Annotated in this window: 35 protein-coding genes and 1 pseudogene; 32 read left to right on the top strand and 4 right to left on the bottom strand. The window is 41.4% G+C overall.

Annotated elements, in window-relative coordinates; genetic code table 11:
• Position 1 precedes the first annotated feature (1 nt).
• On the top strand, positions 2 to 562 hold the full coding sequence (locus KR50_RS13780; protein WP_041059818.1) for a Maf family protein: 561 nt from the start codon (positions 2 to 4) through the stop codon (positions 560 to 562).
• A gap of 65 nt (positions 563 to 627) precedes the next feature.
• Positions 628 to 1,005, top strand: a pseudogene (locus KR50_RS13775) (UPF0758 domain-containing protein); the annotation flags it as partial.
• A 30-nt stretch (positions 1,006 to 1,035) separates the two neighbouring features.
• Here KR50_RS13775 and KR50_RS13770 read toward each other — a convergent pair.
• The 4 genes from KR50_RS13770 to KR50_RS18025 all read right to left on the bottom strand — a co-directional run bounded on the left by KR50_RS13770 (position 1,036) and on the right by KR50_RS18025 (position 4,810).
• On the bottom strand, positions 1,036 to 2,427 hold the full coding sequence (locus KR50_RS13770) for a recombinase family protein (RefSeq protein ID WP_041059816.1): 1,392 nt from the start codon (positions 2,425 to 2,427) through the stop codon (positions 1,036 to 1,038).
• A gap of 12 nt (positions 2,428 to 2,439) precedes the next feature.
• Complete coding sequence (locus tag KR50_RS13765) at positions 2,440 to 2,919, bottom strand: ImmA/IrrE family metallo-endopeptidase (protein WP_052477122.1); 480 nt, start codon at positions 2,917 to 2,919, stop codon at positions 2,440 to 2,442.
• Positions 2,920 to 2,987: 68 nt separating this feature from the next.
• Positions 2,988 to 3,959: a hypothetical protein gene (locus KR50_RS18030; protein ID WP_052477121.1), complete on the bottom strand. Its 972-nt coding sequence runs from the start codon at positions 3,957 to 3,959 to the stop codon at positions 2,988 to 2,990.
• A 461-nt stretch (positions 3,960 to 4,420) separates the two neighbouring features.
• The gene (locus KR50_RS18025) at positions 4,421 to 4,810 is read right to left on the bottom strand and encodes a helix-turn-helix domain-containing protein (RefSeq protein WP_198134255.1); all 390 of its coding nucleotides are present in this window, start codon (positions 4,808 to 4,810) and stop codon (positions 4,421 to 4,423) included.
• Positions 4,811 to 4,971: 161 nt separating this feature from the next.
• Here KR50_RS18025 and KR50_RS13750 point away from each other — a divergent pair, with 161 nt between their 5' ends.
• The 30 genes from KR50_RS13750 (at position 4,972) to KR50_RS13625 (ending at position 23,580) form a co-directional block, all read left to right on the top strand.
• Entirely contained in the window at positions 4,972 to 5,211 is a 240-nt protein-coding gene (locus tag KR50_RS13750; RefSeq protein WP_041059813.1) for a helix-turn-helix domain-containing protein, read from the top strand.
• Positions 5,212 to 5,222: 11 nt separating this feature from the next.
• Positions 5,223 to 5,354 carry a hypothetical protein gene (locus tag KR50_RS18825; protein WP_269746083.1) on the top strand — a complete coding sequence of 44 codons (132 nt, stop codon included), beginning with the start codon at positions 5,223 to 5,225 and terminating at the stop codon, positions 5,352 to 5,354.
• Complete coding sequence (locus KR50_RS18560; RefSeq protein ID WP_156969533.1) at positions 5,329 to 5,490, top strand: hypothetical protein; 162 nt, start codon at positions 5,329 to 5,331, stop codon at positions 5,488 to 5,490. Before KR50_RS18825 ends, KR50_RS18560 begins: the two co-directional genes overlap by 26 nt.
• 99 nt (positions 5,491 to 5,589) lie before the next feature.
• A complete protein-coding gene (locus KR50_RS13745) occupies positions 5,590 to 6,363 on the top strand; it encodes a phage antirepressor (RefSeq protein ID WP_041059811.1) in 774 nt (257 codons plus the stop codon).
• A 17-nt stretch (positions 6,364 to 6,380) separates the two neighbouring features.
• Positions 6,381 to 6,518, top strand: coding sequence for a hypothetical protein (locus tag KR50_RS18555; protein ID WP_156969532.1), 138 nt, complete (start codon positions 6,381 to 6,383; stop codon positions 6,516 to 6,518).
• Positions 6,519 to 6,571: 53 nt separating this feature from the next.
• Positions 6,572 to 7,096, top strand: a complete 525-nt coding sequence (locus KR50_RS13740) for a helix-turn-helix domain-containing protein (RefSeq protein ID WP_041059808.1) — start codon at positions 6,572 to 6,574, stop codon at positions 7,094 to 7,096.
• Positions 7,093 to 7,257: a hypothetical protein gene (locus KR50_RS18550; protein WP_156969531.1), complete on the top strand. Its 165-nt coding sequence runs from the start codon at positions 7,093 to 7,095 to the stop codon at positions 7,255 to 7,257. Before KR50_RS13740 ends, KR50_RS18550 begins: the two co-directional genes overlap by 4 nt.
• A gap of 17 nt (positions 7,258 to 7,274) precedes the next feature.
• Positions 7,275 to 7,517 carry a hypothetical protein gene (locus KR50_RS13735; protein ID WP_041059803.1) on the top strand — a complete coding sequence of 81 codons (243 nt, stop codon included), beginning with the start codon at positions 7,275 to 7,277 and terminating at the stop codon, positions 7,515 to 7,517.
• Between the two features lie 102 nt (positions 7,518 to 7,619).
• Positions 7,620 to 7,808: a hypothetical protein gene (locus KR50_RS13730; RefSeq protein WP_041059801.1), complete on the top strand. Its 189-nt coding sequence runs from the start codon at positions 7,620 to 7,622 to the stop codon at positions 7,806 to 7,808.
• A complete protein-coding gene (locus KR50_RS13725) occupies positions 7,808 to 9,787 on the top strand; it encodes an AAA family ATPase (RefSeq protein WP_041059798.1) in 1,980 nt (659 codons plus the stop codon). Before KR50_RS13730 ends, KR50_RS13725 begins: the two co-directional genes overlap by 1 nt.
• Before the next feature lies 1 nt (position 9,788).
• Positions 9,789 to 10,040, top strand: coding sequence for a hypothetical protein (locus KR50_RS13720; protein ID WP_041059796.1), 252 nt, complete (start codon positions 9,789 to 9,791; stop codon positions 10,038 to 10,040).
• Positions 10,041 to 10,068: 28 nt separating this feature from the next.
• The gene (locus KR50_RS13715; protein WP_041059793.1) at positions 10,069 to 11,025 is read left to right on the top strand and encodes a RecT family recombinase; all 957 of its coding nucleotides are present in this window, start codon (positions 10,069 to 10,071) and stop codon (positions 11,023 to 11,025) included.
• Positions 11,022 to 11,729: an MBL fold metallo-hydrolase gene (locus KR50_RS13710; protein ID WP_041059790.1), complete on the top strand. Its 708-nt coding sequence runs from the start codon at positions 11,022 to 11,024 to the stop codon at positions 11,727 to 11,729. The genes KR50_RS13715 and KR50_RS13710 overlap by 4 nt, the downstream gene beginning before the upstream one ends.
• Before the next feature lie 45 nt (positions 11,730 to 11,774).
• Positions 11,775 to 12,206 (top strand): hypothetical protein, encoded by a 432-nt coding sequence (locus KR50_RS18650; RefSeq protein ID WP_198134254.1) that lies wholly within the window; start codon positions 11,775 to 11,777, stop codon positions 12,204 to 12,206.
• A gap of 41 nt (positions 12,207 to 12,247) precedes the next feature.
• Entirely contained in the window at positions 12,248 to 12,433 is a 186-nt protein-coding gene (locus KR50_RS18645) for a hypothetical protein (protein WP_041059787.1), read from the top strand.
• Between the two features lie 7 nt (positions 12,434 to 12,440).
• A complete protein-coding gene (locus KR50_RS13695) occupies positions 12,441 to 13,268 on the top strand; it encodes a DnaD domain-containing protein (RefSeq protein ID WP_232304295.1) in 828 nt (275 codons plus the stop codon).
• Positions 13,268 to 13,654: a hypothetical protein gene (locus tag KR50_RS13690; protein ID WP_041059781.1), complete on the top strand. Its 387-nt coding sequence runs from the start codon at positions 13,268 to 13,270 to the stop codon at positions 13,652 to 13,654. Before KR50_RS13695 ends, KR50_RS13690 begins: the two co-directional genes overlap by 1 nt.
• 5 nt (positions 13,655 to 13,659) lie before the next feature.
• Positions 13,660 to 13,947, top strand: coding sequence for a hypothetical protein (locus KR50_RS13685; protein WP_041059778.1), 288 nt, complete (start codon positions 13,660 to 13,662; stop codon positions 13,945 to 13,947).
• A 122-nt stretch (positions 13,948 to 14,069) separates the two neighbouring features.
• Positions 14,070 to 15,317: a DNA cytosine methyltransferase gene (locus KR50_RS13680; protein ID WP_041059775.1), complete on the top strand. Its 1,248-nt coding sequence runs from the start codon at positions 14,070 to 14,072 to the stop codon at positions 15,315 to 15,317.
• A gap of 24 nt (positions 15,318 to 15,341) precedes the next feature.
• Positions 15,342 to 15,620, top strand: coding sequence for a nucleoside triphosphate pyrophosphohydrolase family protein (locus tag KR50_RS13675; protein ID WP_198134253.1), 279 nt, complete (start codon positions 15,342 to 15,344; stop codon positions 15,618 to 15,620).
• Positions 15,621 to 16,091, top strand: coding sequence for a DUF1064 domain-containing protein (locus KR50_RS13670; protein ID WP_041059770.1), 471 nt, complete (start codon positions 15,621 to 15,623; stop codon positions 16,089 to 16,091).
• 10 nt (positions 16,092 to 16,101) lie between these two features.
• Complete coding sequence (locus KR50_RS18545; protein ID WP_156969530.1) at positions 16,102 to 16,263, top strand: hypothetical protein; 162 nt, start codon at positions 16,102 to 16,104, stop codon at positions 16,261 to 16,263.
• A 284-nt stretch (positions 16,264 to 16,547) separates the two neighbouring features.
• On the top strand, positions 16,548 to 17,090 hold the full coding sequence (locus KR50_RS13665; protein ID WP_052477119.1) for a sigma-70 family RNA polymerase sigma factor: 543 nt from the start codon (positions 16,548 to 16,550) through the stop codon (positions 17,088 to 17,090).
• Positions 17,091 to 17,156: 66 nt separating this feature from the next.
• The gene (locus tag KR50_RS18020) at positions 17,157 to 17,939 is read left to right on the top strand and encodes a hypothetical protein (protein WP_052477118.1); all 783 of its coding nucleotides are present in this window, start codon (positions 17,157 to 17,159) and stop codon (positions 17,937 to 17,939) included.
• A 470-nt stretch (positions 17,940 to 18,409) separates the two neighbouring features.
• Positions 18,410 to 18,727 carry a hypothetical protein gene (locus KR50_RS13650; RefSeq protein WP_041059765.1) on the top strand — a complete coding sequence of 106 codons (318 nt, stop codon included), beginning with the start codon at positions 18,410 to 18,412 and terminating at the stop codon, positions 18,725 to 18,727.
• Between the two features lie 120 nt (positions 18,728 to 18,847).
• Positions 18,848 to 19,186 (top strand): hypothetical protein, encoded by a 339-nt coding sequence (locus KR50_RS13645; protein ID WP_041059763.1) that lies wholly within the window; start codon positions 18,848 to 18,850, stop codon positions 19,184 to 19,186.
• A 69-nt stretch (positions 19,187 to 19,255) separates the two neighbouring features.
• Entirely contained in the window at positions 19,256 to 19,720 is a 465-nt protein-coding gene (locus KR50_RS13640) for a hypothetical protein (protein ID WP_041059760.1), read from the top strand.
• Between the two features lie 79 nt (positions 19,721 to 19,799).
• Positions 19,800 to 21,137: a phage terminase large subunit gene (terL, locus tag KR50_RS13635; RefSeq protein WP_232304285.1), complete on the top strand. Its 1,338-nt coding sequence runs from the start codon at positions 19,800 to 19,802 to the stop codon at positions 21,135 to 21,137.
• Positions 21,138 to 21,149: 12 nt separating this feature from the next.
• Positions 21,150 to 22,571 carry a phage portal protein gene (locus tag KR50_RS13630; RefSeq protein ID WP_052477117.1) on the top strand — a complete coding sequence of 474 codons (1,422 nt, stop codon included), beginning with the start codon at positions 21,150 to 21,152 and terminating at the stop codon, positions 22,569 to 22,571.
• A complete protein-coding gene (locus KR50_RS13625; protein ID WP_041059747.1) occupies positions 22,552 to 23,580 on the top strand; it encodes a phage minor head protein in 1,029 nt (342 codons plus the stop codon). Before KR50_RS13630 ends, KR50_RS13625 begins: the two co-directional genes overlap by 20 nt.
• Positions 23,581 to 23,586: the final 6 nt, after the last annotated feature.

The following is a 23,586-nucleotide window of genomic DNA, read 5'->3' as shown; positions in this document are numbered from 1 at the left end:
CATGTCCACAGTTATTTTAGCTTCGTCCTCACCCAGAAGAAAAGAACTTCTCTCCTTTTTAGCTGTTCCCTATATTGTTCATCCCAGCTCCTATGAAGAAACATTTTCACCAGATGAAGATCCCGAAAAAACAGTGCTGCGTCTTGCGAAAGGAAAGGCAATGGAAGTAGCAGGCCGCTTTCCGCACGATATTGTTATAGGCTGCGATACAATTGTGGCAAGTAAAAAAATACTAGGAAAACCGCGAGATGAAAAAGAAGCCATCAGCATGCTTGAAGAGCTGTCGGGAAGCACACATACGGTCTGGACGGGTGTCAGCATTATTTCTCCCTTGCGTAAAGTGGAGTTTGCTGAGCACGTGGAAGTTACATTCTGGCCGCTGACAAAACAGGAAATCACCGATTATGCTAAAACAGCTGACCCGTATGATAAAGCAGGGGGCTATGGCATTCAAAGCGGAGGAGCTTTGTTTGTAAAGCAGATCAGCGGTGATTATTATACGGTAATGGGGCTGCCTGTTTCGAGACTTCACCGTGAGCTGGCCGCTTTTTTAACTAGCTGATGCTTCTTCTTTTCTCAGGCCTTTAGGAGGGAAAACCAGTGACCACCAAGCCTCAGACTACATTAATGATCAGGGATTTTGCAGAAGAAGACCGCCCCAGAGAACGCCTCATCACACAAGGCCCCCAAAGTTTATCCAATCAGGAACTCATCGCCATTTTACTTAGAACAGGCACAAAAAAAGAATCTGTGTTAAATCTTTCAAACCGTCTGTTACATCAGTTCGAAGGATTACGTCTATTAAAAGAAGCTTCTCTTGAAGAGATCATGACGATCAGCGGAATTGGACAGGTAAAAGCAGTCCAGGTGATGGCCGCCATTGAAATTGGCCGACGCATTTCAAATCTTACGTTTGAAGACCGTTATGTGATCCGCTCACCAGAAGATGGGGCAAATTTTCTTATGAACGATATGCGATTTTTGCATCAGGAGCATTTTGTCTGCCCTAAGTAGACATAAATACAAAGTAAACGCTCAATAGAAGTGAACGCGCGTAATCTCGACCCGTCCATCTTCCTTTTTTATTTCGATTTTTTCAATGAAACGTTGCATAAATTTGCGCCTAGTGTCAGGCTTCATCAATGACCAATTCTTATTAAAGTTATTTAGCACTCGATGCATTTTTGCATAATCAACCTCTGGCTCTTTTCCTTCTGTTTTTTTCAGCTTCTTCTCCAGAGCATCTCGTTCGTTTTTAGTCTCCCGGATCCGCGCTGAAAATTCATCATCTGTCATCAGGTCCATTGACCAGGCTTTTTGATATTTCGTTCGCTGCCGATCGATGGCCACAATCTCAGCTCGAATTTTTTCTGCAGCATCAGCTGGACTTTTTGCTTTTTTAGGGGAGGGGGCTATTTCTAAATTTGCCATATAAGTATCAAGTGCTTTAAGTAATTTTAATTCGCTTGCTCTGATTGCCGGGCGCTGATTTAACGTGCAATTTTGGCACCGGTACCCATTGGTCTCAACCAGCACTTTATCCTTCTTACGCTCATATTTAGAGCGCTCACAGGTCAACTTTGCTTTACAGGTCGGACACTCGATTTTCATCTGAAAAATAAAGATGCTTTTAACATCCCGAACCTTAAAATTCTGGCGGCTTTGTATGATCTTACGAAGCTTTAAAAACTCTTCTTTTGAGATAATCCCCTCATGCGTATTTTCAATCACTTCATCCTTCCACCTGGTCGCTCCATACAGCGCAGGATTACGGAGAATGGATAGAATGGTTGCGATATGCCATCTATATCCCCTGATGGTCGGAACGCCTCTCTCGTTAAAATTATTCGATATCTGCCGAGCGCTCTGTCCGTCAATTGCTCGCTGAACCATATCACGTACAATCTCTGCCTCTTTTTCGTTAATGTGTAGCTTGCTGTTAATCTTGTCATAGCCAAGAGGGGCAGGGGCGGCAAACTCTCCTTGACGAGCCTTTTCAATCTGCCCGAATTGTACACGTTCACCCAGGTTCTCACGTTCCCAGCTGGATAGGGCGCCGACAATCGTGACAAATAAGCGGCCCATTGCCGTTGTCGTATCAAACACCTCGGTCGCTGATTTAAAGGTACATCCATGTTGCTCGAAAAAGTCTAATAGTACATGCAGATCCCGTACAGATCGAGTCAGCCTGTCCAGCCGATACACGAGCACTGTATCAATTTTCTTTTCCTGAATGTGTTTCATCATTAGCTGCATTTCTGAACGCTTTAAATCCTTTGCCGAGACTCCTTCATCTGGATAGAAACGAAAGTCTGTCCAATCTTGAGACAAACAAAACGCTTTCAGTTTCTCACGTTGAGCTGAGATCGAGTATCCTTCCTTTGCCTGTTCCTCTGTACTTACACGAATGTAGATTCCGACTGTCATGTATATCCCTCCTTAAATCGTTACATAATTACTTTCGTAGATCTGCAGCCTCTTTTCCGCAAGGTCGTATTCTACCGGAAAACGCTTCATAATCTCACTTATTCGCTCCTGGCGGGTAGGGAGGGGATCGATGTAGGGGCGAGCTAAATGGATGGGTACAGCGAATTTGCACTCGAATAAATTGGATCTGTTTTCCTGCAGCTCGCAAAAGAGCTTATGTAATTGAAATTGATTCCCAGCATGCTCCAAAACATGCCCGAGCTCATGGCAAAAGGCGGCCCATAACTGGCGCTCATTTAAACGGATGTCCAAGCAGATCAGGATTGTGCCATCAGGCAGCTCGGTTGAGTACGATCCTGTCAGTATGTAATCCAACGCAAAACCCATACGGGATGCTATGTTTTCAATGTCTATTTGACTAGTCCGATAAATACCGAGAGATTCATAGATTTCCTGTATTTTATCCTCCAGTCCGGTTTGTACATAGCGCATTTGATCCCTCCTAACGGGAATGTATGTTCGGTCTAAGGTTGAAAGAAAACCCCTCTAAAGGGGCAATGTTACTCAACAGGTACGGTTATTGTTACATCTTCACCGTTCGTCATTGAATCCTGTGACGGACCGTCAATTGTGAAGGTTAACTCAGTTACATCTTCAATTCCCTCATCACCCAAGTTATAAGCAACTTGATGTTCCTGAATTACTTGACCAATATGTTCTGATTCACCTGCATTTAAAAACATTTCAGCTTCTATTTGTTTTTTTGTATCGGTAGTTAACACAGAAGAAAAAGGATGGAAGCTAACCGTTTCTTCAGATGTATTTTCAGAAGTTAAAAACATTACAGCGACTGAAAAACTCTCCTGTCCTTCAAACATTGACGGATCTTGAGGCGTAAAATCTGCAATTTTAACAGAATCCAAAGAGAAATTAATTGTTCCTGTTTGATAGTCTGATGCCTCTGGAGTTATAACTTTAGTAACTTGGTATTTACCGAATAGCTCATCAGTATAGGTTTCACCTTCGCCTGCTTCTCTCAAAGATGTAGTACTTGCCGAAGCTTGTTCAGTCACTTCAACTTCTTCTCCAGCTAAAACCTTTTCGTAATAGGTGAAAGTTTCTTCTGGTAGTTCTCCATTAATTTGAATAAGAATGTTTTCATTTGCAGCAGTCCAAGAGAAAAGCATCGCACTTTCTTCTCCTAGAGTTTCATAATAATCTTTCATTTCTTCTAAGTCTTCTTGGTTTTCATATGAAAAAATTCGACCGCCGGCATCAGCACCTAAGGAAGGTATAAGAAATCGTTTTGCTTCTTCTGATTTCATAGGTCCCATACCGAAGTCATCTTTTGTCATATCTCTAACTTCTTCTGCTTCCAATCCTGCATCAGTAAAATCTTCTAGCACACTATCTACCGTCAGTTCTTCAGCTTCCTCAGCAGTAGTTGAACTACTTGTATTAGAAGTATCATCAGACGAACATCCGCTTAACGTTAATAAACCAACAAAACCTGCAATAATAAACCTTTTCAACCTATTACCCCCTATTTATTCCATATAAGCAATACGGTATCCATTCTACTATATTCATACTAGAAAAGATTCACTTTTTTACTATTTCTGCAAATACTTTACCCGAGGATGAATCAATCGGCTGGACATATTCTGATCCAAAAAAGCACCTCTTTGTTCTATTGAATAGAAAAAACCGACTAGCGAGCGACTAGACACCGACTAGACACCGACTAGACACCGACTAGCGAGCGACTAGCCTCGCTTTCCTCAAACCCTTGATATGACTGACCTAAACAGCTTGTAAAATATGTAAAACGACTAGCGACCGACTAGCAAGCGACTAGACACCGACTAGAGAGCGACTAGCGAGCGACATGTATTATAGATATATAGATCTTAGATATTAGAACTTAGATTTTAGATAAAAGATAAAAGACATGTAGATGTTAGGGAAATCGCTTCGCTTTGAAATTCTAAGATCAAGATCCCTCGGAATCCTTTTTGCGTTTTAAAATCCTTTGTTCGGTTTCGTACATAATTTCAGCTCGCTCCAAAAAGTCATGCAGATCCTCTGGCTTGTTTTTAAACCACAAGTGTTCTTTTTCCTCGAACCATTTGAGAACAGTTTTTTGGTACTCACTTAAATCTTCATTACCAGATACATCACTGGCGATCCCCAAGAGATTGTTTGGTGACACTTCAAATAGATTAGCTAACAATATAATTTCAGAATCGGACAATGGACGCTTACCTGATTCAATTCGACTAAGCACACTGTAATTAATTTTGCTTCGTGATTCTAATTCTCTTAATGACCAACCTTTATTTTGACGAAGACGCTTAATTCTATCGCCTATTTGCTCGTTCATAAGATCCCACCTTTTCTGTACTAGCAACACAATCATACCCCCTTTTGCTAATATAGAAAATAATAATTGCTAAATTCGCAACAAAAGTGTTGACTTTGCTAAAATCGCAATTTATACTAAAGTTAAGTTGTTAGAACAGCAACTGAAAAGGAGGGTCGAAAATGACACAGTTTAACTTAGATTTCATTTCAAGTCAGCGTGCGAAGAAGAAGTTATCACTTCAAGCAATGGCGGTAGAGCTTGGATTTAAACACGCTTCAACATACATGAAGTACGAGAAAGGCGAGTATCTTTTCAAAGCCGAGCAGTTGCCGAAGTTAGCATCCGTTTTAGATTGCAAAGTATCGGATTTTTTTAAGCAAAATGTTGCTAAAACTGCAACAAAATCAAATGTAAGCTAAGGGGTGACTGCATGACAGACCAATTCATCAACCAAGTCATTGCCGAAGCAGAGCGACTCGCCAGTAACGTTGAAGAGTATCCGGCGCTGGCAGAGATCATGAGAAAGGGTGAAACAGATGACCACAAAGCAAATGTATCGTGAACTACTCTCTGACCTAGCGGTCATCATCCAGTCACAGGCCCAAGAAATAGCGCAAGCAACAAATCGCAGTGTCCAGGATGTGCAGGACGAGATCATCCAGGCTTACATGCTAAAAGCAGAGGCGGTGAGAGTATGAGCTACATCATCATCAGCACGATGGTATGCATGATCGCTTACGGTGTCGGGATCACGCAAGGATTAGCGACTAAGGACATTCAGAAAGGTCGTGAACAGAGTGAATCAAATCACTAAGATTTTTGATGGTCATCAGGTCAGAATCATCGATCAAAATGATCAGCATTGGTTCGTTGCAAAAGATGTATGCGAGGTTCTTGATCATTCAAACCACAAAGTAGCTGTATCAAGGCTGGATGAAGATGAGGTAAGAAAAGTTTACCTCACCGATTCACTTAATCGTCAGCAGTTAACCAATGTAGTCAATGAAGCTGGGCTTTACTCATTAGTCATCACAAGCACAAGGCCGCAAGCCAAGAAGTTTAAACGGTGGATCACTCACGAAGTGATTCCGACTATTAGAAAACATGGCGCATACGCCACACCAGAAACACTGGACAAGATGCTTGCTGATCCTGACAACATGATCAAGATCTTAACCACCTTGAAAGAGGAACGTTCAGCGAGAGAGGCAGCCGAGCAAAAGATCGAGCAGGATCGTCCAAAGGTTGTCTTAGCTGAAGCATTAGAGATTTCAAGGGATTCCATCTTAATCAGAGAATTAGCGCTCCTGTTAAAACAGAAAGGCGTAGAGATCGGAGAGAAACGATTATTCGCCTGGTTAAGAGAAAAAGGATACCTGAGCAGGAAGGTAGGAGAGAGTTACAACCTCCCTACTCAAAAAGCAATGAACATGGGATTGTTCGAAATTAAAAAGGGTGTCCGCAGTGGGAATGGCGGAGCGATCAGACAGACCAGAACGAGCAAGGTTACTGGTCGAGGTCAAATCTACTTCGTGAACAAGTTTCTAGGAACCAACTATAAAGCCATTTAGAAAGGGTGAGAGAGGCAATGGCTAATCAAACTTATACAGTGCATGATTTTCCACCAAGTAAAGAGACCTTGCGAGAAATGGCAGATTTCTTCGCAGAGCATGTTGTACCTGAGTGGGTCGCAAAAGAGAAAGAAAAAGACTCTTTTGCTTCTTAACTAAAGTATATATCGGAATCACAAAATAACTGGTAGTAGGAGGATTCGAAAAAATGGGCGTTGGTAGAGAGTTGAGACGGGTCAGGGCAGACCTTAATCAAGAGCAATTGGTGCTGGAATTAGAGTTACCTATTTCACGAGAATCATGGTCTCATTACGAAAATAACCGCACAGACATTCCTTCGGACATCTGCAATATGGTCATCGAGAAACGGCCTGATCCATGGCTGGTCATGCAAGTCATTAAGGAATACACGGGAATGGGTCCAAGTAAACCGAATGGACCGAAAGCGTTGCTTCATCCATCAGCAGTAAAAGAGATTGCATTGAGAGAACTGAATGAAGGGATTTCGAACCTTCTAAAGATCGACTTTGCTAGACCGTTAGACAATCTGGATTCGTGGGAGTTGCAGGAGGTTGAAGGGTTGGTGCAGGAACTGATCGATGTAGAGAAATGGGTGAAGATCCTGAAAGCAGTCGTATCAGATGACACCAAGATCAATCTACGGAAAGCCTATGAGCAGAATGATGCAAAGTGGGTTGCCAGGGGGATTGTAGCCGGGGAGGTGACTAATTGAAAACATCATACCAACCGATCCTTGATCGCAAAGTCAGAAGGTTACTGGCAGAAGGTGCAAAGCCAGATGAAGTGTATGACTACTTTGATGTCTGGTTTGAAAAAGCAGGATATGACAGGCAGCAGGCGCAGGATTTTATGCAGGGGATTAAGCAAGAATAGGAATAGGAGGGATTATATTGCCTGATGTGAGTAGCAAAAGAGTTTGTTTCGATTGCTCTGAACGCATACCGCCAGAGACAGATCATTTCGAAATTGATAATGAAGTCTATTGCGACAATTGCGTTGAGAAAGTGCCATACACTGGTTATCAATATTTTTTAAACGGTGAATATATGGGAGATTCAGACGGGGATGGTAACGCGGAATTCATTGATTCCATGAATGATATTTACGACGAAGATGTAGATGAGGACAAATAAAAAAGACCGTACAGAGGGCACTGAAACGGTCTTGGGCGTTGCTATAGTCGTTAATTTCATTATACATAGCAGCGCCTCAAAACACAAGGAGGCGGAATTGAAATGAATTTAACAATTGCAGAACCACTTACTCAGGATGAAGCAGTCATTCACGAGCTGCATCAATGGCTTGAAAAGCATAAAGATACATTGGTCGGATCACCGGCATTTGATCAATTGCATGAGATTTATGAAATGAATCGCATGGACACGCTACAGGAACTAAGAGTTTACCAGGGAGGTAGAGCGTAATGAAAAAGATGAAGCTGATCACACTTACTTTGCTGAACTTCAAAGGAATTAAGGATTTCACACTGGAGCTAAACGGCGGCGATGTGAAAGTTTTCGGTGATAATGCAACTGGCAAAACAACTTTGTTCGATTCATTCCTTTGGTTGCTGTTTGACAAGGACAGCCAGAATAAAAAGGACTTTGAGATTAAAACCCTCACTTCAGAGAACAAGCATTTAAGTGGTCTGGATCATTCGGTAGCAGCAACCATCGATATTGATGGACAAGTCACCACGCTTCAAAAAACGTACTCTGAAAAATGGGTGAAAACACGAGGCAAAGCAACAAAAGAATTTTCGGGGCACCAAACAGAATACGAGATTGATGGAGTGCCAGTTAAAAAGGGCGAGTACAACAAATTCGTTGAATCAATTGCGAATGAAGAAGTGTTCAAGCTCCTTACCAATCCATCCTATTTCAATGAGCAACTGCACTGGGAAAAGCGCCGACAAACGCTGTTAGACATTGCAGGAGACATCACTGATCAAGAGGTTATTAACAGCCATAAGGACCTTGAAAAGCTGTTAAATGTTCTGGGCAAAAGGTCAATTGAGGACCACCGCAAGGTTATTGCTTCCTCTAAGAAAAAGATCAACGAAGAGCTTGAACGTATTCCGGTCAGGATTGATGAACTGACAAGATCGATGCCGGATCTATCCGATGTGAGTGAAACAGATGTCAACGCTGAATTGGATTTCCTTTCTGGTGAAATTGATCGGAAGCAAGAGCAGATCAACAGCATCAATAGTGGCTCTGATGTAGCAGCTAAAGAAAGAGCTTTGACGATCGCAGAAGGTGAGCTTCAAAAGATCCGCAACGAGCATCAAGCCTACACGAATAATCAGACTGTCCAGGTGCAGAAAGTTTATTTTGAAGCACAGCGAGCAAGAGACAGCATCCAGTACAGCATCCAATCAAAAGAGCGCGACATTCAGCAAAAAGAAATGAATATTAAACGGATTAAGAATGACCTAACTGAATTACGAAATAAATGGTTTGAAGTGGATAAAAAGACCTTTGAACACAAAGAACAATGTGAATGTCCAACATGCGGCCAGGCATTGCCAGAAGATGAATTAAAGGCTGCTCGTGATAAAGCACTTGAAAACTTTAATGTCGATAAGGCAAACAGCTTGGAGCGAATCACAGCACAGGGCAAAGAAATGAAATCAAACGTTGATAAGTTCACCGCTGAAATCGAGAAATTGAAAGAAGAACAAAACCAATTGGATCGTGACCTGGACATCGAATTAAAGCATGTCGAGAAGTATGAAAAAGAACTTGCGGATATCAAAGCAGGCTTGATCAAAGTGGAAGAAGTACCGGCTTATGTTGAAAAAGAAAAAGAGATCGAATCGATCAAGTCTGAAATTGAGCAAGCAAAATCAAAATCGTTTGAACAGGTATCAGGCATTCGGGAAGAGATTGCAGAGCTAAAAAGACAGTCTAATGATTTGAACGTGTCTCTGGCATCGATCAAACAGACAGAACAGGCTAAGAAACGGATCGAGGAACTGAAAGCAGAGGAAAGAGAGCTCGCTAAGAAGTTCGAGGAACTGGAAGAAGAGCTATTCCTTACAGAAGAATTTATCCGCACGAAAGTAAATCTGCTCGAGAGTAATATCAACAGTCGCTTTGAGTATGCGCGCTTCAAATTATTCACTGAGCAAATCAATGGCGGACTTAAAGAAACGTGCGAAACGCTTTATAAAGGAGTTCCATACGGATCTGGTTTGAACAATGCAGCACGCATCAACGTTGGCTTGGATATCTGCCGCACACTTGCGATGCACTATGGCTTTGAGCCATCGGTCTTCATCGATAATGCAGAGTCAGTCAGCAAGCTGATCGATATTGATGCCCAGCTGATCACGCTTTACGTATCTGAGCAAGATAAAACACTACGAGTAGAATCTAACAAACTCCAGGAGGTCATTTAATATGTCTGAATTCAATGAATTAGAAGCGATAAAAGCGCAAAAAGAATATTGCCAAGAATCAGGAGCACCTCACTTTGCTCCTGCCAGTGGCAACTGTTGGAATTGTAGAAAGAACATTTATACAGCGCATAAAAGAACTTATAACCCTGGTACTCAGTTCGAAAAAGAACACACCACAGGTATCACAGTTAAAAAAGCCAGCGAACAACTAGTAACAGGTTGTCCACATTGCAACCGTTCATATTGCGATTGATCAAAAAAGATATTAGGAGGAATTAAAAATGTCAAAACAGCTACAGCAAAGCCAAAACAATGCGCCGGCAGAATCGAATAAGAAGAATGAACTTGTAACTAAAGTCGCTGAAAAGGTTCAAAGCATGGTTGAAAACAATCAAATCAACATCCCTGAAAATTATTCGATTGTTAATGCGATTCAAGCAGCTTACTTCAAATTAACAGAGGTGGATTTCAAGAAGAAAACTTCTCTCATGGATAGTGCCACAAAAGAAAGCGTCGCATTCTCATTGCAAGATATGGCGATCCAGGCGCTGAGTGTAGCAAAGAATCAAGGTTATTTCATTGTCTATGGTGACAAAATGCAGTTTATTCGCTCTTATCACGGCACACAAGCAGTGATTAAACGAATGAGTGGAGTAAAAGATATTTGGGCTAACGTAATCTGGAAAGGCGAAGAGTTTGAAGTCGAATACAACGAACGTGGTCAATTAGCCTTTAAATCTCACAAAGTAGATTGGAAAGCAGCTACGGGCAATAAAGATGACATAGAAGGTGCTTACTGCATCATTGAACGCGAGGATGGCGTGCAGTTCTTAACCGTTATGACGATTGAAGAAATTAAAACGTCTTGGTCGCAATCAAGCATGGGTACAGTTCAAAACAAGTACCCTCAAGAAATGGCAAAACGAACGGTAATCAATCGTGCAGCTAAAGCATTTATTAACACTTCAGATGATAGTGACTTGTTCATCGGTGCGGTTAATCGCACAACTGAAAACGAATTCGAAAATGAAAGAAAAGAGCTTAATCCAGAATATGAAATTAAAGAAAAAGCGAATAAAGAATCTCTTGATTTCGAAGAAGAAAAGCCTAAAAGAAAGAAAGATGTCATTGATTATGAGGTAGAAGAAAGAAAAGAAAACTCTCTTTTCAATGATTTTGAAGAGTCTCAGAAAGAGCCGGAGAAAGAAACAGAATCGTCCGGTGGTCCAGGCTGGTGATTGAAATAAAGGTACTTGGTTCAAGCAGTAGGGGGAACGCCTATCACATCTCAGATGGGCGTACTTCTTTACTCTTGGAAGCTGGCATAAAGTTCCGCGACATCCAAAGAAAACTAAATTTCAAGACTTCTGACATAGCAGGCTGCCTGATCAGTCATGAACATGGTGATCATCGATTAGGGTTGAAAGAAGTGCTGAGAGCAGGGATTGATGTGTACATGTCTCCAGGAACCGCAGAGGCTATCGGAGAGAATCACCACCGGATCAATAAGGTGGAAGCAAAGAAACCATTCAAAGTAGGAACATGGACCATCTTGCCTTTCGATGTGCAGCATGACGTATCAGAGCCATTCGGTTTCCTTCTTCAAAACGATGTTGGTGAGAAGCTGCTATTCGCTACTGACACCTATTACATCAAATACAAATTCAAAGACCTAACACACATCATGATCGAGACCAATTATAGCCTGGACATCTTGAAGGAGAATATCGCTTCTGGTCGAGTACCGAAAATCATGAAGAAAAGATTGATGCAGTCTCATTTTAGCTTAGAAAACGCACTGGGATTTTTCAAAGCGAATGACCTAAGCAAGGTCCAAGAGATCTGGTTGCTGCATCTGAGCGATAACAATTCAGATGAAGAGCTCTTCAAAAGAGAGGTCCAGAAGGTCACTGGGAAGATCGTAAAAGTAGCCAGTCAGTAGTCGGGCCGTTGAAGCAAACGGTTAAAACTATAAGGAGGGCAAGAGATGTCTATTGAAGCTAATAAATGCAATGTACCTAAATGTAAAGGGTTTGTAGTATTCGAGAATGCGGACTTTGATTTTAATAATTTACAAGTAGGAAAATCAAACTCTTATGAATTTGATGATCCTAAGTGTACTGAATGCGGAAAACAATATTATGTAGTCCCGCATTATGTTGTTGTAGGCGATCCAGATGACGAACCGCTTGAATCGGCTTGTATGACAGCATTCATGAAAAGAGAAAACTATCGGAGTTTTGAAGAAGAACAAGACCCATACGAAAAAATACAAAAATACATTCGTTTAATGGGATACACCTACTCTCCAAATGAAGTGGTAAAACGTTACTCGGATTATAAAGAAGGCTCTTATGTCAGTTTTACTATGAAAGACTGCATTAAAAACTTAAAACCTGAACTTGAAAAACTGATATAGCAACCGTTCGACCACACGCACCGGAAAAAGGAGGATACCGCATGCCTATATCTGTAGCAAATACAACAGGTCAAGCAATTGCCCAGGAAGGCTTTAAATGGGTGTACACGAAAGAATATGAAGCAATAAATCCGCACAGGGTAGCTGGAATGAATGCACCAGATAAATATGAGGTACCGATCGCTTTGGTTTATCGGGGCTACGTCAAACAAGTTAAGGAGGATTGAATTGGACGTGAAGGGATTCGCCAAACTGCATATGTCAGCAAGGGAGACGGTTTGGCACGATCCTTTGTTGATGAGGGTCTACACCTATTGTTTATTTGAAAAAACATATAAAAAAACTACCGCACGCCTCACGCAAGGCACCGTTGAGCTGCATGAGGACCAATTGATCACGGGCCGCAATAAACTTGCAGAGGCGGTTGCTGGTGAAGGATATGCCAAATCGGAGGCATTAGTAATCTGGCGCAAATTAGAAAAGCTTGAAAAGCTCGGATTCGTAAAGCTACAAAAAGTTAAGCGTTCTTATACAGTCGTGACCGTTATGGACCCTGATAGAGAATCGAATAAAGAGGTTGAGAGGTTACCAGAAAAGAAGGAAGCCAAAGCACCTGAACAACCTCAAAAGCCGACAGAGGACAAAGCAGAGGGTATGGATGCGGTGATGCTCTATCAACAGAATATCGGCATATTATCACCACTGGCAACACAGGAAATCATCATGTGGGCAGAGGACTTTTCAGAAGAAATCGTTTGTGAAGCGATTAAACGAGCTGCTAAAGACAATAAGACCTGGAGCTACGCTGAGGGCATCTTAAAACGATGGGCAAATGCGAATGTTAAGAGTTTAGAAGATATCAAGGGGCTGGATCTTCAGCATGAACGATCAAAGCAGACGAAGCGATCCTTTAATCAAAAGCCAGCACGAAAAGAGCAGCTGCCTGAATGGTTTGAAAACAGGCATCAGCAGAACTATCAAGAGGAAGCCGGAGAGGACTTTGAAGCGAAGAAGCTGGCGTACTTGGAACGAAGAAAACGAAAGAAGCAGGAGGGAATGTGATGATTGCATCACCTGAAAAAAAGAAACGAAGAATAGCGTTACTTCATCGCGAAACTCAAATCACTTTGGAGCACTGCAACCATTGCGATCGAAATGTTATAGATCACACAGTAGTCAGGCAGGAGATATGCGGAGATTGCCCTTTTTACAAAGAGTTAAGGCAAATCGGAGGTCAACTATCTCCCTCTTTCAGTGACCATGAGCAAGGTTGGTACAGGAAACGAATATCAGAAGGTAGACCAACAAAAATGACATTCACCAAAGAGGATTATGAAGGTTGGTTAAGTAAGGGGATGTCCGGTCACGACATCGGGAAAATGCTTGGATTTTCTCAAACCGGAGTAGCTAGAAGGTATCGAAAGCTCAAAAAACAAGCTCAGGAGTGATCTGAATGGAGATAGGGGATGCAGTCAGACATATAAAAACCGGTTGGGTGGGTGTTATCAAAGGCTTTGTCATCTTCAACTATTACCCCTTTGCGATTTGTGACATGTGGTGTGAATCGAAGCAGGCATACTTCAGGAATACGCTGCCGATCACATCCATTGAAAAGGTGGAAACGGTGATTGAAATTGATTACAACGAAATATTGAAAGAGCAGTACATCTTAATGGCGAAAGCGACTAATGATCATGAGTGGTTGAAGGAGTTGACTGAGAAGGAGGTTGAAGGAGCATGAAACGCTACGTTCGCATCAAGAAAGAAAAATCAGTAGATGATGAGCGACTCACGGTGATTGAGGTGTTTAATTGCAAGATTGACAGACCGGATTACATTATATTTGAGGGGGTTAGGCGTTGAATGAAGCAGCTTGATATGTTTAGAGAAATCGTCATTGATAACTTTGCAGGCGGTGGCGGAGCCTCCACAGGGATAGAAATGGCAACCGGTATGAGCGTTGATATAGCCATTAATCATGATCCTGCTGCTATAGAAATGCACAAGATAAATCATCCAGACACTGAACACTATTGCGAATCTGTATGGGATGTAGATCCTAAAGAAGCTTGCAGGGGGAGGAAAGTAGGATTAGCTTGGTTCTCTCCAGATTGTACTCATCATTCAAGAGCAAAAGGCGGCAAGCCTGTAAAGCAAGCAATAAGAGGTTTAGCCTGGATAGCTGTTAAATGGGCATTGGCGGTTAAACCAAGAGTCATAATGCTTGAAAATGTTGAAGAATTTAAAGATTGGGGCCCTCTAAGTAATGAAGGAAAACCTATAGATGTAATGCGAGGTCGAACCTTCCAAAGTTTTGTGAAGGCTCTTGAATCATTAGGATATAGAGTCCAGTTTAAACTACTGTCCGCATGCGATTATGGAGCTCCAACCATCCGGAAAAGATTATTTATGATCGCTAGATGTGACGGAAAACCAATTACATGGCCTGAACCTACTCATGGAGATCCACAGAGTCCACAGGTGCAAAGAGGCAAACAAAAGCCATGGAAGACCTCCAGTGAAATTATTGACTGGTCGATCGGCGCTCCATCGATATTCAACCGTAAAAAGCCTTTGGTGCAGAATACCATGAAAAGAATCGAACGAGGCTTAGAGAAATTTGTGTTGAATGAATCAAAACCTTTTATGGTTCCAGACGAGAATAAAGCAGCTTTCCTGATTAGTTACTACACTGAACAATCAGAAAAAACAGTAAGAGGCATTTCATTAAACAGCCCTTTGCACACTATTACGGCTGGTGGTAATCGTTTTGGACTGGTAACTGCTTTCCTCACTAAATATTACGGTCAGGGTGTAGGGCAGCCTTTAAGCGAACCTCTTCATACGATAACAACCCGCGATCGGTTTGGATTGGTAGCAGTTAAAACAAACGAATATCAAATCACTGATATTGGATTGAGAATGTTGCAACCGCATGAACTATTTGCTGGTCAAGGATTCCCGTGTAATTACAACTTTAATATCGGAACGAAGTCAGATCAGATAAGAAGAGTTGGTAATAGTGTACCGCCACCATTTGCAGATGCTTTAGTTAGAGCTAATTTGCCTGAAATGTGCGCAGAAAGTTCGCGCTATGCGGTGAGTGTTTAGGAAAGGTAAGAATGGAGGATGAAGATGAACTTAAAAGGTCGAGTATTAATGGCAATCGATCAAGAACGTGTGCGGCAGGATAAAAAATGGGGCGTGCAGCGCCATGATGATGGAACATGGCTACAGATCCTCATTGAAGAAGTCGGAGAAGTAGCTCAGGCTATGCAGAAGGAAAAGGGATGGGGCAAGGAATCTGATGCAGACAACAAATTGAAAGAAATCATTCATGTTGCAGCAGTCGCAACCGCAATGGCTGAACAGGAGCTCGAGAGAAAGGACCTAATCTTTCAGGAGGCTGAATAAATGAGACCAAACAGACCACGCCAGAAGAAACAGCCACGCCAGTGGATCGCAAAGAGAATGGTGATCAATGATATTGAGTTTGATAGTTTATCAGAGGCTGCTTACTATAAACGGCTACTGAAAGATGAAATGGTACAGGAGATCGAAACACATCCTCAGTTTACGATCATTGATACTTATACAGTGGAATGCAAGAGGTGCCGGGGTGCTGGCAGGCTGCTCAATCCAAAAACCATGAATCTTAATCAATGCTCACTCTGCAAGGGTAAGGGCAAACGCGAGAAAGGTGGAGCGATCTATACCGCAGATTTTAAGGTCACGTACAAGGATGGATATGTAGAATTCATTGATATCAAAGGAGGGCCCGCGAGTAAGGACTTTCCATTGCGTAAGAAACTGTTTGAAGAACAGACAGGCGTTGAATTGGTGATTGTGGAGCAAAAGGGTCGGGAGTTTATCAGAAAGGCTTAGGGGTGGCATCATGAACGAAAAAGAGCTCGAAGCAAAAGGAACGCCATACATTATCGTTTGTGGTGATGGGAAGCGAAAAGTAGTGCCGTTAAAGCCTTATAGCAGAACTACGGTCATTATGAATCAAAATAAGGTGGATCGGGTGCTGAGTGAGGAAAGTGAGAAGTTTTAGGAGGGTTTAGCGTGAAGCATATGAATATCTGTCATTGGTGCAGGAAGCAAATTAACGAACATGATGATACGCAACTTAAAAACGGAGAAACAATGCACAAGAAATGCTTCGATGAAAATATAGAACGCAATATATGGATGATAAGGCAATATCAAAAATAATGAACTGCACGTTCAAACTAAATAATCCTATCTGAAAACCAGAAGGAGCTTAAAGCAAAGACCTTGTGAGAGAGGCAATCTTTGCTTTGTGCTCCTTTTTTACATTTTAAAGGGGGAATTGCTGTGAGCACAACCACGAATACACCTATCGAATTTTGGAACGAGAAGTTAATCAGTGAATACAGTGATGGTAAGAAGGAACTTGAAAAGCGTTCTCGCTACCTGTTGTCCAAAAACACTGACCAATTCGGTGATATTAATTTCACTAATCCAGCAGATGAAGAAGAATATAGAATTGTTTCTGAAATGATATCAGACATGAAATATGCTATTGAATGGATGCGAAAGGGTAGACGTCCAGGGAATCTAAGAGGCATTGACAGAAGATCAGCATATGAGCGTACATCGCTACTAGATATGGATTTATTCCCTCAGATTGATATGAAGCCCAAACAAGTCTATTTATCTGATTCACAACGAGAGAAATTGCTTGATGTATTGATTATCCTATCTCACAGGGAAAGACAGTGTTATCTTCTCCATATGGCACAGGGAATGAGCTTGGCAGAGATCGCTGAAGAGATTGGATTGAAGAAAAGAACAGTCCAACAGTATGTTGATCGAGCTAAGGAAAAAGTACGAGTAAAAGTTTCTTATTTAAAATAGGTCCTCGAAATTAATATTTTGATATACTGGAATAAAAAGAAAATTTTAAACGATTGGAGACATTGTATGTGGAAAGTTGTGATTATTGTACTCCTTGCGATTTTTACTCCTTTGGGACTTAGTTTAATGATGGACAGCTCATGGGTAAGTACTTCACCAGGCACCGCAAATGGATGGTTAGGATATTGGGGAGGCTACTTAGGAGCTATTATTGGTGCTAGCGTAGTGTACTTTGTGTCAAGATTCCAAATAAAAGCTCAACACGAGACTCAATTAACGGCAATCGAAAGAGAACACCAAATTACTCTAGATCGTGAGATGCATCAATATTATTTTAAATTAGAGAATGAAAAGCTTGAGGATCTCTATAAGAATATTGATTCTTTCAACTTAATAATTACGAATGTCTATAATGACTTTGTTTATTATATTACCTTATCAGAATCACTTTATAGCGGACGTGATAATCTCGAGCTATCGAAGCAAGAGGAGTATGAACAAAAGATCAGAAATATTAGAACTGAATTAACTGTAAGGGAGAAGGAAATTTATAGAGCTTTATTAGTTCTCAGAAGACTTAGTTTTTATATTGAGGGATCTCAAGACTATATTTCATGTATAGGGAGAGAATGTGATAGATTCCTTAATGAATTAAGAAATACATATAATTATAAATACAGCTATGAAAGTTATTTAGCAAAGCCAGATGCAGGGAATAATAGAAACCTCATTGGTCCCGTGGATGAAATTAATAGGTATATCATAGAATTAACCGTTGATGTTTTACAACCACTTATGGAAAAGAAGATCCAAATTATGAGAAGTACCAAGACAAATATCTCTAGATAATTTTTGACGTACGTTTGACGTATGTTTGCCCTATATAAGTGAAGGGGTCTTTTTGAGGGGTACCGAAAAAAGAAGGTTTGAACCTTGTGAAGATCGTTTAGATATACTTACTCAAACCATCCTAAACAGGGTGGTTTTTTGTGGTTTTTATTTTGCACATAAGGGGCGCGCTATGAAAAAATTATTATGCTTCATAGGCTTTCATGATTTCAGGAACTATAAATTTGTATGGCATCCTCACAGAGCTGAAGGTACATGCACCAGGTGTGGAAAAAAGAGTGTGTTCCTATGAAAATCACTGAAAAAGCATATGAGAACTGTAAGAAATGTATCTGGCTTAGTAAAGCAGCTGGTAAGCCTTATTGTCCGTTTGCGAAATGTGCTAAAAATAAATTGAAATAATTGAAGGATTTACCTGTTTGCTGTTGAATAGAATAGATAAAGAAACAGTAAAGGGGGCACTAACCAAAATGAATACATTTGTGAAATGTGATGAATGCGAAAAAGATATTGAAAACTGGTCAGCTAATATTATGGTTGATAGTAGCAATTTCCATGAAAGAATTGAAGACTTTCAAGTAGTATGTAAACCTTGTACTAGAGATTTGGATAGCACAAATAGAGGTTCTCAACTGCATAATTTGTGGGAGTTGTCATGGCTTAAAAATGATTATTTAGATATGGAAAGAGAGATTTTCGAGGAAATGAGTATCGGAAGAAAGAGATTTTCACACGAGGCTTTGCTGAAAATAAATAATATTGGCAGAAAAATAAACGAAACCAATTAATCGCATCCTTCGGGGTGCTTTTTTCTATGCTGAGATGCTGAGAAATGTGTTAATTGATATAAAAATTAGAGGATTCTCCTGTTTTTTCTCGAATGTATGAGGAAAAGGAGGAATAATAGAATGAACCAAGCAAAACCGTATTTTGATACGAAAGAACCTATCTTAACAATTTTATGTGAGTATTTAAAGAAGGAACCTAAAACAGATATAGGCACATTAAGGAATTTACCATTAAGAGAGTTGCAGGAGAAGAATCTAATAGGTGAAGTAACCCAACATTCAGGTGGGATGACAATGACTTCTCACAAAGATGCGTCTGATAAGGATGTTTTACTTATTAATGATTGTATCTATGACCTTTTATACGATAGGGTTCTTACACCTGGTGTTAATGTTCATAACCAAGACCTGCCGTTCGTACATGTAAGTAGTTTTGAGAAATTAAATAGTTATTTATAGAAGCATCCTTCGGGGTGTTTTTTGTATGTCTGAAAAAGCAAATAGCGCGAGAGTGGGTGGTATTTAAAAGTGGCTAAAGGTAAATATCAAGAGTGGATAACAGAAGAAGGGCTGTTAATACTTGAAGGTTGGGCAAGAGACGGGCTTACAGATGAACAGATTGCTCACAATATAGGGATTAGAAGGGAAACGCTTTATGATTGGAAGAAGAAGCATCCCAACATTACTAACGCCCTTAAAAAGGGTAAAGAGGTTATCGATCGTCAAGTAGAGAACGCAATGCTCAGATCAGCTCTCGGGTTCCATTATGAAGAGGATCATGTGACTCCAGGCGGAGATGTGTTCAGGGTTGAAAAGTATGAGCGTCCAAATACAACTGCTCAAATCTTCTGGTTAAAGAATCGCAAACCTAAACAGTGGAGAGATAAGCAAGACGTTGAACATTCCGGAACCGTCACAAACAATGTCGTAGATCTCTCTCACTTATCAGATGAAGAGCTTGAAAAGGCGCTGAACAAATATGGTGACAGCTAGAGATTTACTAGAGGAAAAGCTCAGAAGGATTCGGAATAAGCGCATAGCATTATCCAGAGAGTCTTTTTGGGAGTATTGTGTGACTCGAGCTCCTTCGTTCTATAAAGAGGATCGTCCTCATTTAAAGCGAATAGCAAACACGCTTCAGAGTCTATATGAAGGAACTTTGCTAAAGCCAAATGGCGAGCCATACGAGAATATGATCATGAATATCCCTCCCAGACATGGTAAGTCAAGAACACTCATCTTGTTTTGTGAGTGGGTGCTTGGCAAGGATAAAGAGAATAAGATCATCACAGCGTCTTATAATGAAGATTTAGCAACAACCTTCTCTCGTTATACACGTGACGGAATCAGCGAAGAAAAGATTTATCCTCATGAAATCGTGTTTGCTGACATCTTTCCTGAAGTCAGGATTAAGCATGGTGATGGCTCTTATCGACAATGGGCATTAGAAGGGCAGTTCTTCAATTACAAAGGTGCTGGACTTGGAGGATCGATCACTGGTAAGGGTGGTAACATTCTGATTGTTGATGATCCTATAAAGAATGCTGAAGAAGCATTCAATGAGAATGCATTGGATAAGCAGTGGCAATGGTTCACTGATACGTTTTTATCCAGGCAGGAGCAGTCAGATCGGTCCATCAAGATCGTGAACATGACCAGGTGGAGCAAGAAAGACATTTGCGGCCGCATCTTAGAGAGTGAAGAAAAAGATGAATGGTTTGTGCTGCTCATTCCTGCTGAGGATGAACAAGGAAACATGCTATGTCCTCCATTGCTCAATAAAAAGCGATTTGAGAGTCTTAAGCGTTTGATGGATGAAACAATTATGGAAGCCAATTATTATCAGCGTCCGGTTGATGTGAAAGGTATTCTGTATAAGACGTTTAAAACCTATGAAGATGTTCCGCAATTTGAACGAATCATTAACTATACTGACACAGCTGATGAAGGTTCTGACTACCTTTGCAGTATAATAGCTGGTGTTTATCAAGGAGAAGCGTACATTTTGGACGTCTACTATACCAAAGACGGTATGGAAGTCACTGAAAAAGAGACGGCTTCTTTTTTTGTGCGTAATAACGTGAATAAGGCTGAGATTGAGTCCAATAATGGCGGTCGTGGCTTTGCTCGAAACGTCAAACGAATCATATGGGAAGAATTCCAGACAAAGAGTGTAGTAGTGAAGTGGTTTCATCAAAGCAAGAATAAGATGGCCCGCATCCTGACTAACAGCTCTTTTATTCAAGATCATGTGTATTATCCCGTTGATTGGAAGCAACGTTGGCCTGAATTTTATAAGCACATAACGGAATTCCAAAAAGAAGGTAAGAACAAAAATGATGATGCGCCTGATGCTCTAACGGGTATCGCTGAGATCGTCAATAAACGAGGGGTAACGGTACTAAAATAAGGAGGTGAGCCAGTGGATCCATTCAGCATGACGCATGGTGAGGAATTAATTGAACTTATTAAAGAGAACAAGCCTACTGATCTGCAGATGTTGAGGCGTGTATATGATGATTTCGATCCTACTGATTATTCAGAGGGCGTTGAATACTACTTCAATCAATCGCAGATTAAAAAGCGTACCATAAAGGTGCCAGGCGATAACGGAACAATGATTGCAGATCCAGATGCAACGAATCACCGGTTAGCTTCCGGCTTTCACAAGCTGCTAGTCGATCAAAAGACTGCATATCTCTCCGGGGAACCAATGACAATAGGAACTAAAAGTGATAATGATCAGCTGCTTGAATTGATCGAGGAAACGATCGGAGAAGATTTCGAAGACATTATCCCTGAGCTCATTAAAAACGCGAGCAACAAAGGCAGAGAGTGGTTGCATCCATACATTGATGAAGATGGAGTCTTTCAATTCATAATCATACCAGCTGAACAGTTCATTCCAATCTATGAGCCGACAAAGCGCAAGGAACTGATCGGTGGCATTCGATTCTATAAATACAGTGAATCGGTCATCAAGATTGAATGGTGGACGGCTGATGATGTCTCTTACTATGAGATTATCGAAGGGGAATTGCTACCAGATGCGATGGAGGAAGTGAATCCTGCGCCGCATTACATTAACGGTAAGGAATCGGGCAATTGGGGCAAGGTGCCATTCATTGAGTTTGCGAATAATGAGGAACGTGTGAGTGATCTTCATTTTGTCAAGGATCCAATCGATGCGTTTGATCTGCTGTTCTCTGATGTAACGAACACGCTGGATGATATGCAGTCATTGATCTATGTCTTAAAAGGGTACGAGGGTACGAACTTAGCTGAGTTCTTGCAGCAGTTAAAACGCTATAAAGCGATTCCGATTGATGCTGCAGAAGGGTCTGGAATCGATACATTAAAAGCAGAGGTGCCGGTTGAGGCTGTGAAAACTCAGATAGAAGAGTTGAAGCAGTCTATTTTTGCGTTTGGGCAGGGTGTGAATCCATCACCAGACGTCATAGGAAACGCGCCAAGCGGTGTTGCACTGAAGAACCTATATTCACTCTTGGATATGAAATCAAGCATCTTAGAACGCAAATTCACACGAGCATTACGGAAATTCATGTGGTTTGTCGTAGAGTATTTGAAGCTATCCGGACAGGGTGAATACGATCATAAAGATGTGACATTTACCTTTAATAAGATGCTACTGACGAATGAAGTGGAGCTTGTTCAGATGGCAAGAGATTCAGTCGGGATCACATCACGCGAAACTCTTTTAGAATCTCATCCGTGGGTGCGTAACATCCAGATAGAATTGGAACGCATTGCACGTGAAGAAGCTGAATTCGATGCGCGACAAGAGCCGTTAGGTGGCGGTACAAATGAACCAACTGGAGATTGAAGAATATATCGACAAATTGCTCCAACAGACGGAAACGGACGTTGACGAGGTATTTACAAGGCGTTTAAAGGTTATTCAGCGTCAGGTCAATCAAATGTACATCAAGTATGAAACGAACGGTGAATTAAGCTGGACAGACGTTAATAAATACAACCGGCTGCAGAAGGAAATGAAGGTCATCGCTCAATTGTTCACTGAAGATTATTTAATGATCATTCAGAAGCTTCAAGCATCGCTGGAATCGCAGTATGTTGAAGGGTATTTAAGGACGGCTTACCTGTTAGAAAAAACAGCAGCAACCGAAATGGGGTTTACGATCCCTTCTGTCGCTTTCATCAGAGAAGTTCTGCTGAATCCAGTCGCTGAAATGACATTGAACAAAATACTTGAGCCTCACCGGAATGAAATTGTCCGGAGAATTAATATCGAGATCAGCCAGGGCATCATAGCAGGCGAAGGATATGCTCAGATGGCAAAGCGATTAGAGCGAGCAGTCGATTTCAGCAGGAAGAAAGCGAAGGCTGTTGTGAGGACTGAGGGCGGCAGAGTCAGAAGCTTGTCAGGTGAAAAGGCAGAAGAGAAAGCGAAAGAGTTTGCCAAGATCACAGGCAGATGGATGAGCGCGCTGGATCTGAAAGTCAGATCATCACACCGCAGACTCGATGGCACTGATACAAACAATGAAGGGTATTTCACATATGGAGACAATCGAACGAAAGCGCCTCTCTTATGGGTCGGTCCTGACTCAGCAAAGCTTTCAATCAATTGTCGGTGTGTGAAACTTCGAATCGTGAATGGAATGCTGCCAGAATATCGCCGGGGTCGTGACTATATGGATCCTACTTATCAGCGCAAGCTTGCTGATCGGATTGATAAGCTCATGGCTGATGAATCACTGACATACAAACAGGCGCTTAAAAAGGCTCAGAAGGAGATTTCACCACCGTCTGTGGTTAGGGAGTATGAAACATTCGAGCAGTGGAATTCAAGGCTTAAAAAGGCATCTTAAGGAGGT

The sequence above is a fragment of the Jeotgalibacillus campisalis genome (assembly GCF_000829515.1).
GTDB lineage: Bacteria > Bacillota > Bacilli > Bacillales > Jeotgalibacillaceae > Jeotgalibacillus > Jeotgalibacillus campisalis.
Note: the sequence above shows the minus strand (reverse complement) of the source record. Positions and strands in the feature narration are given on the sequence as shown.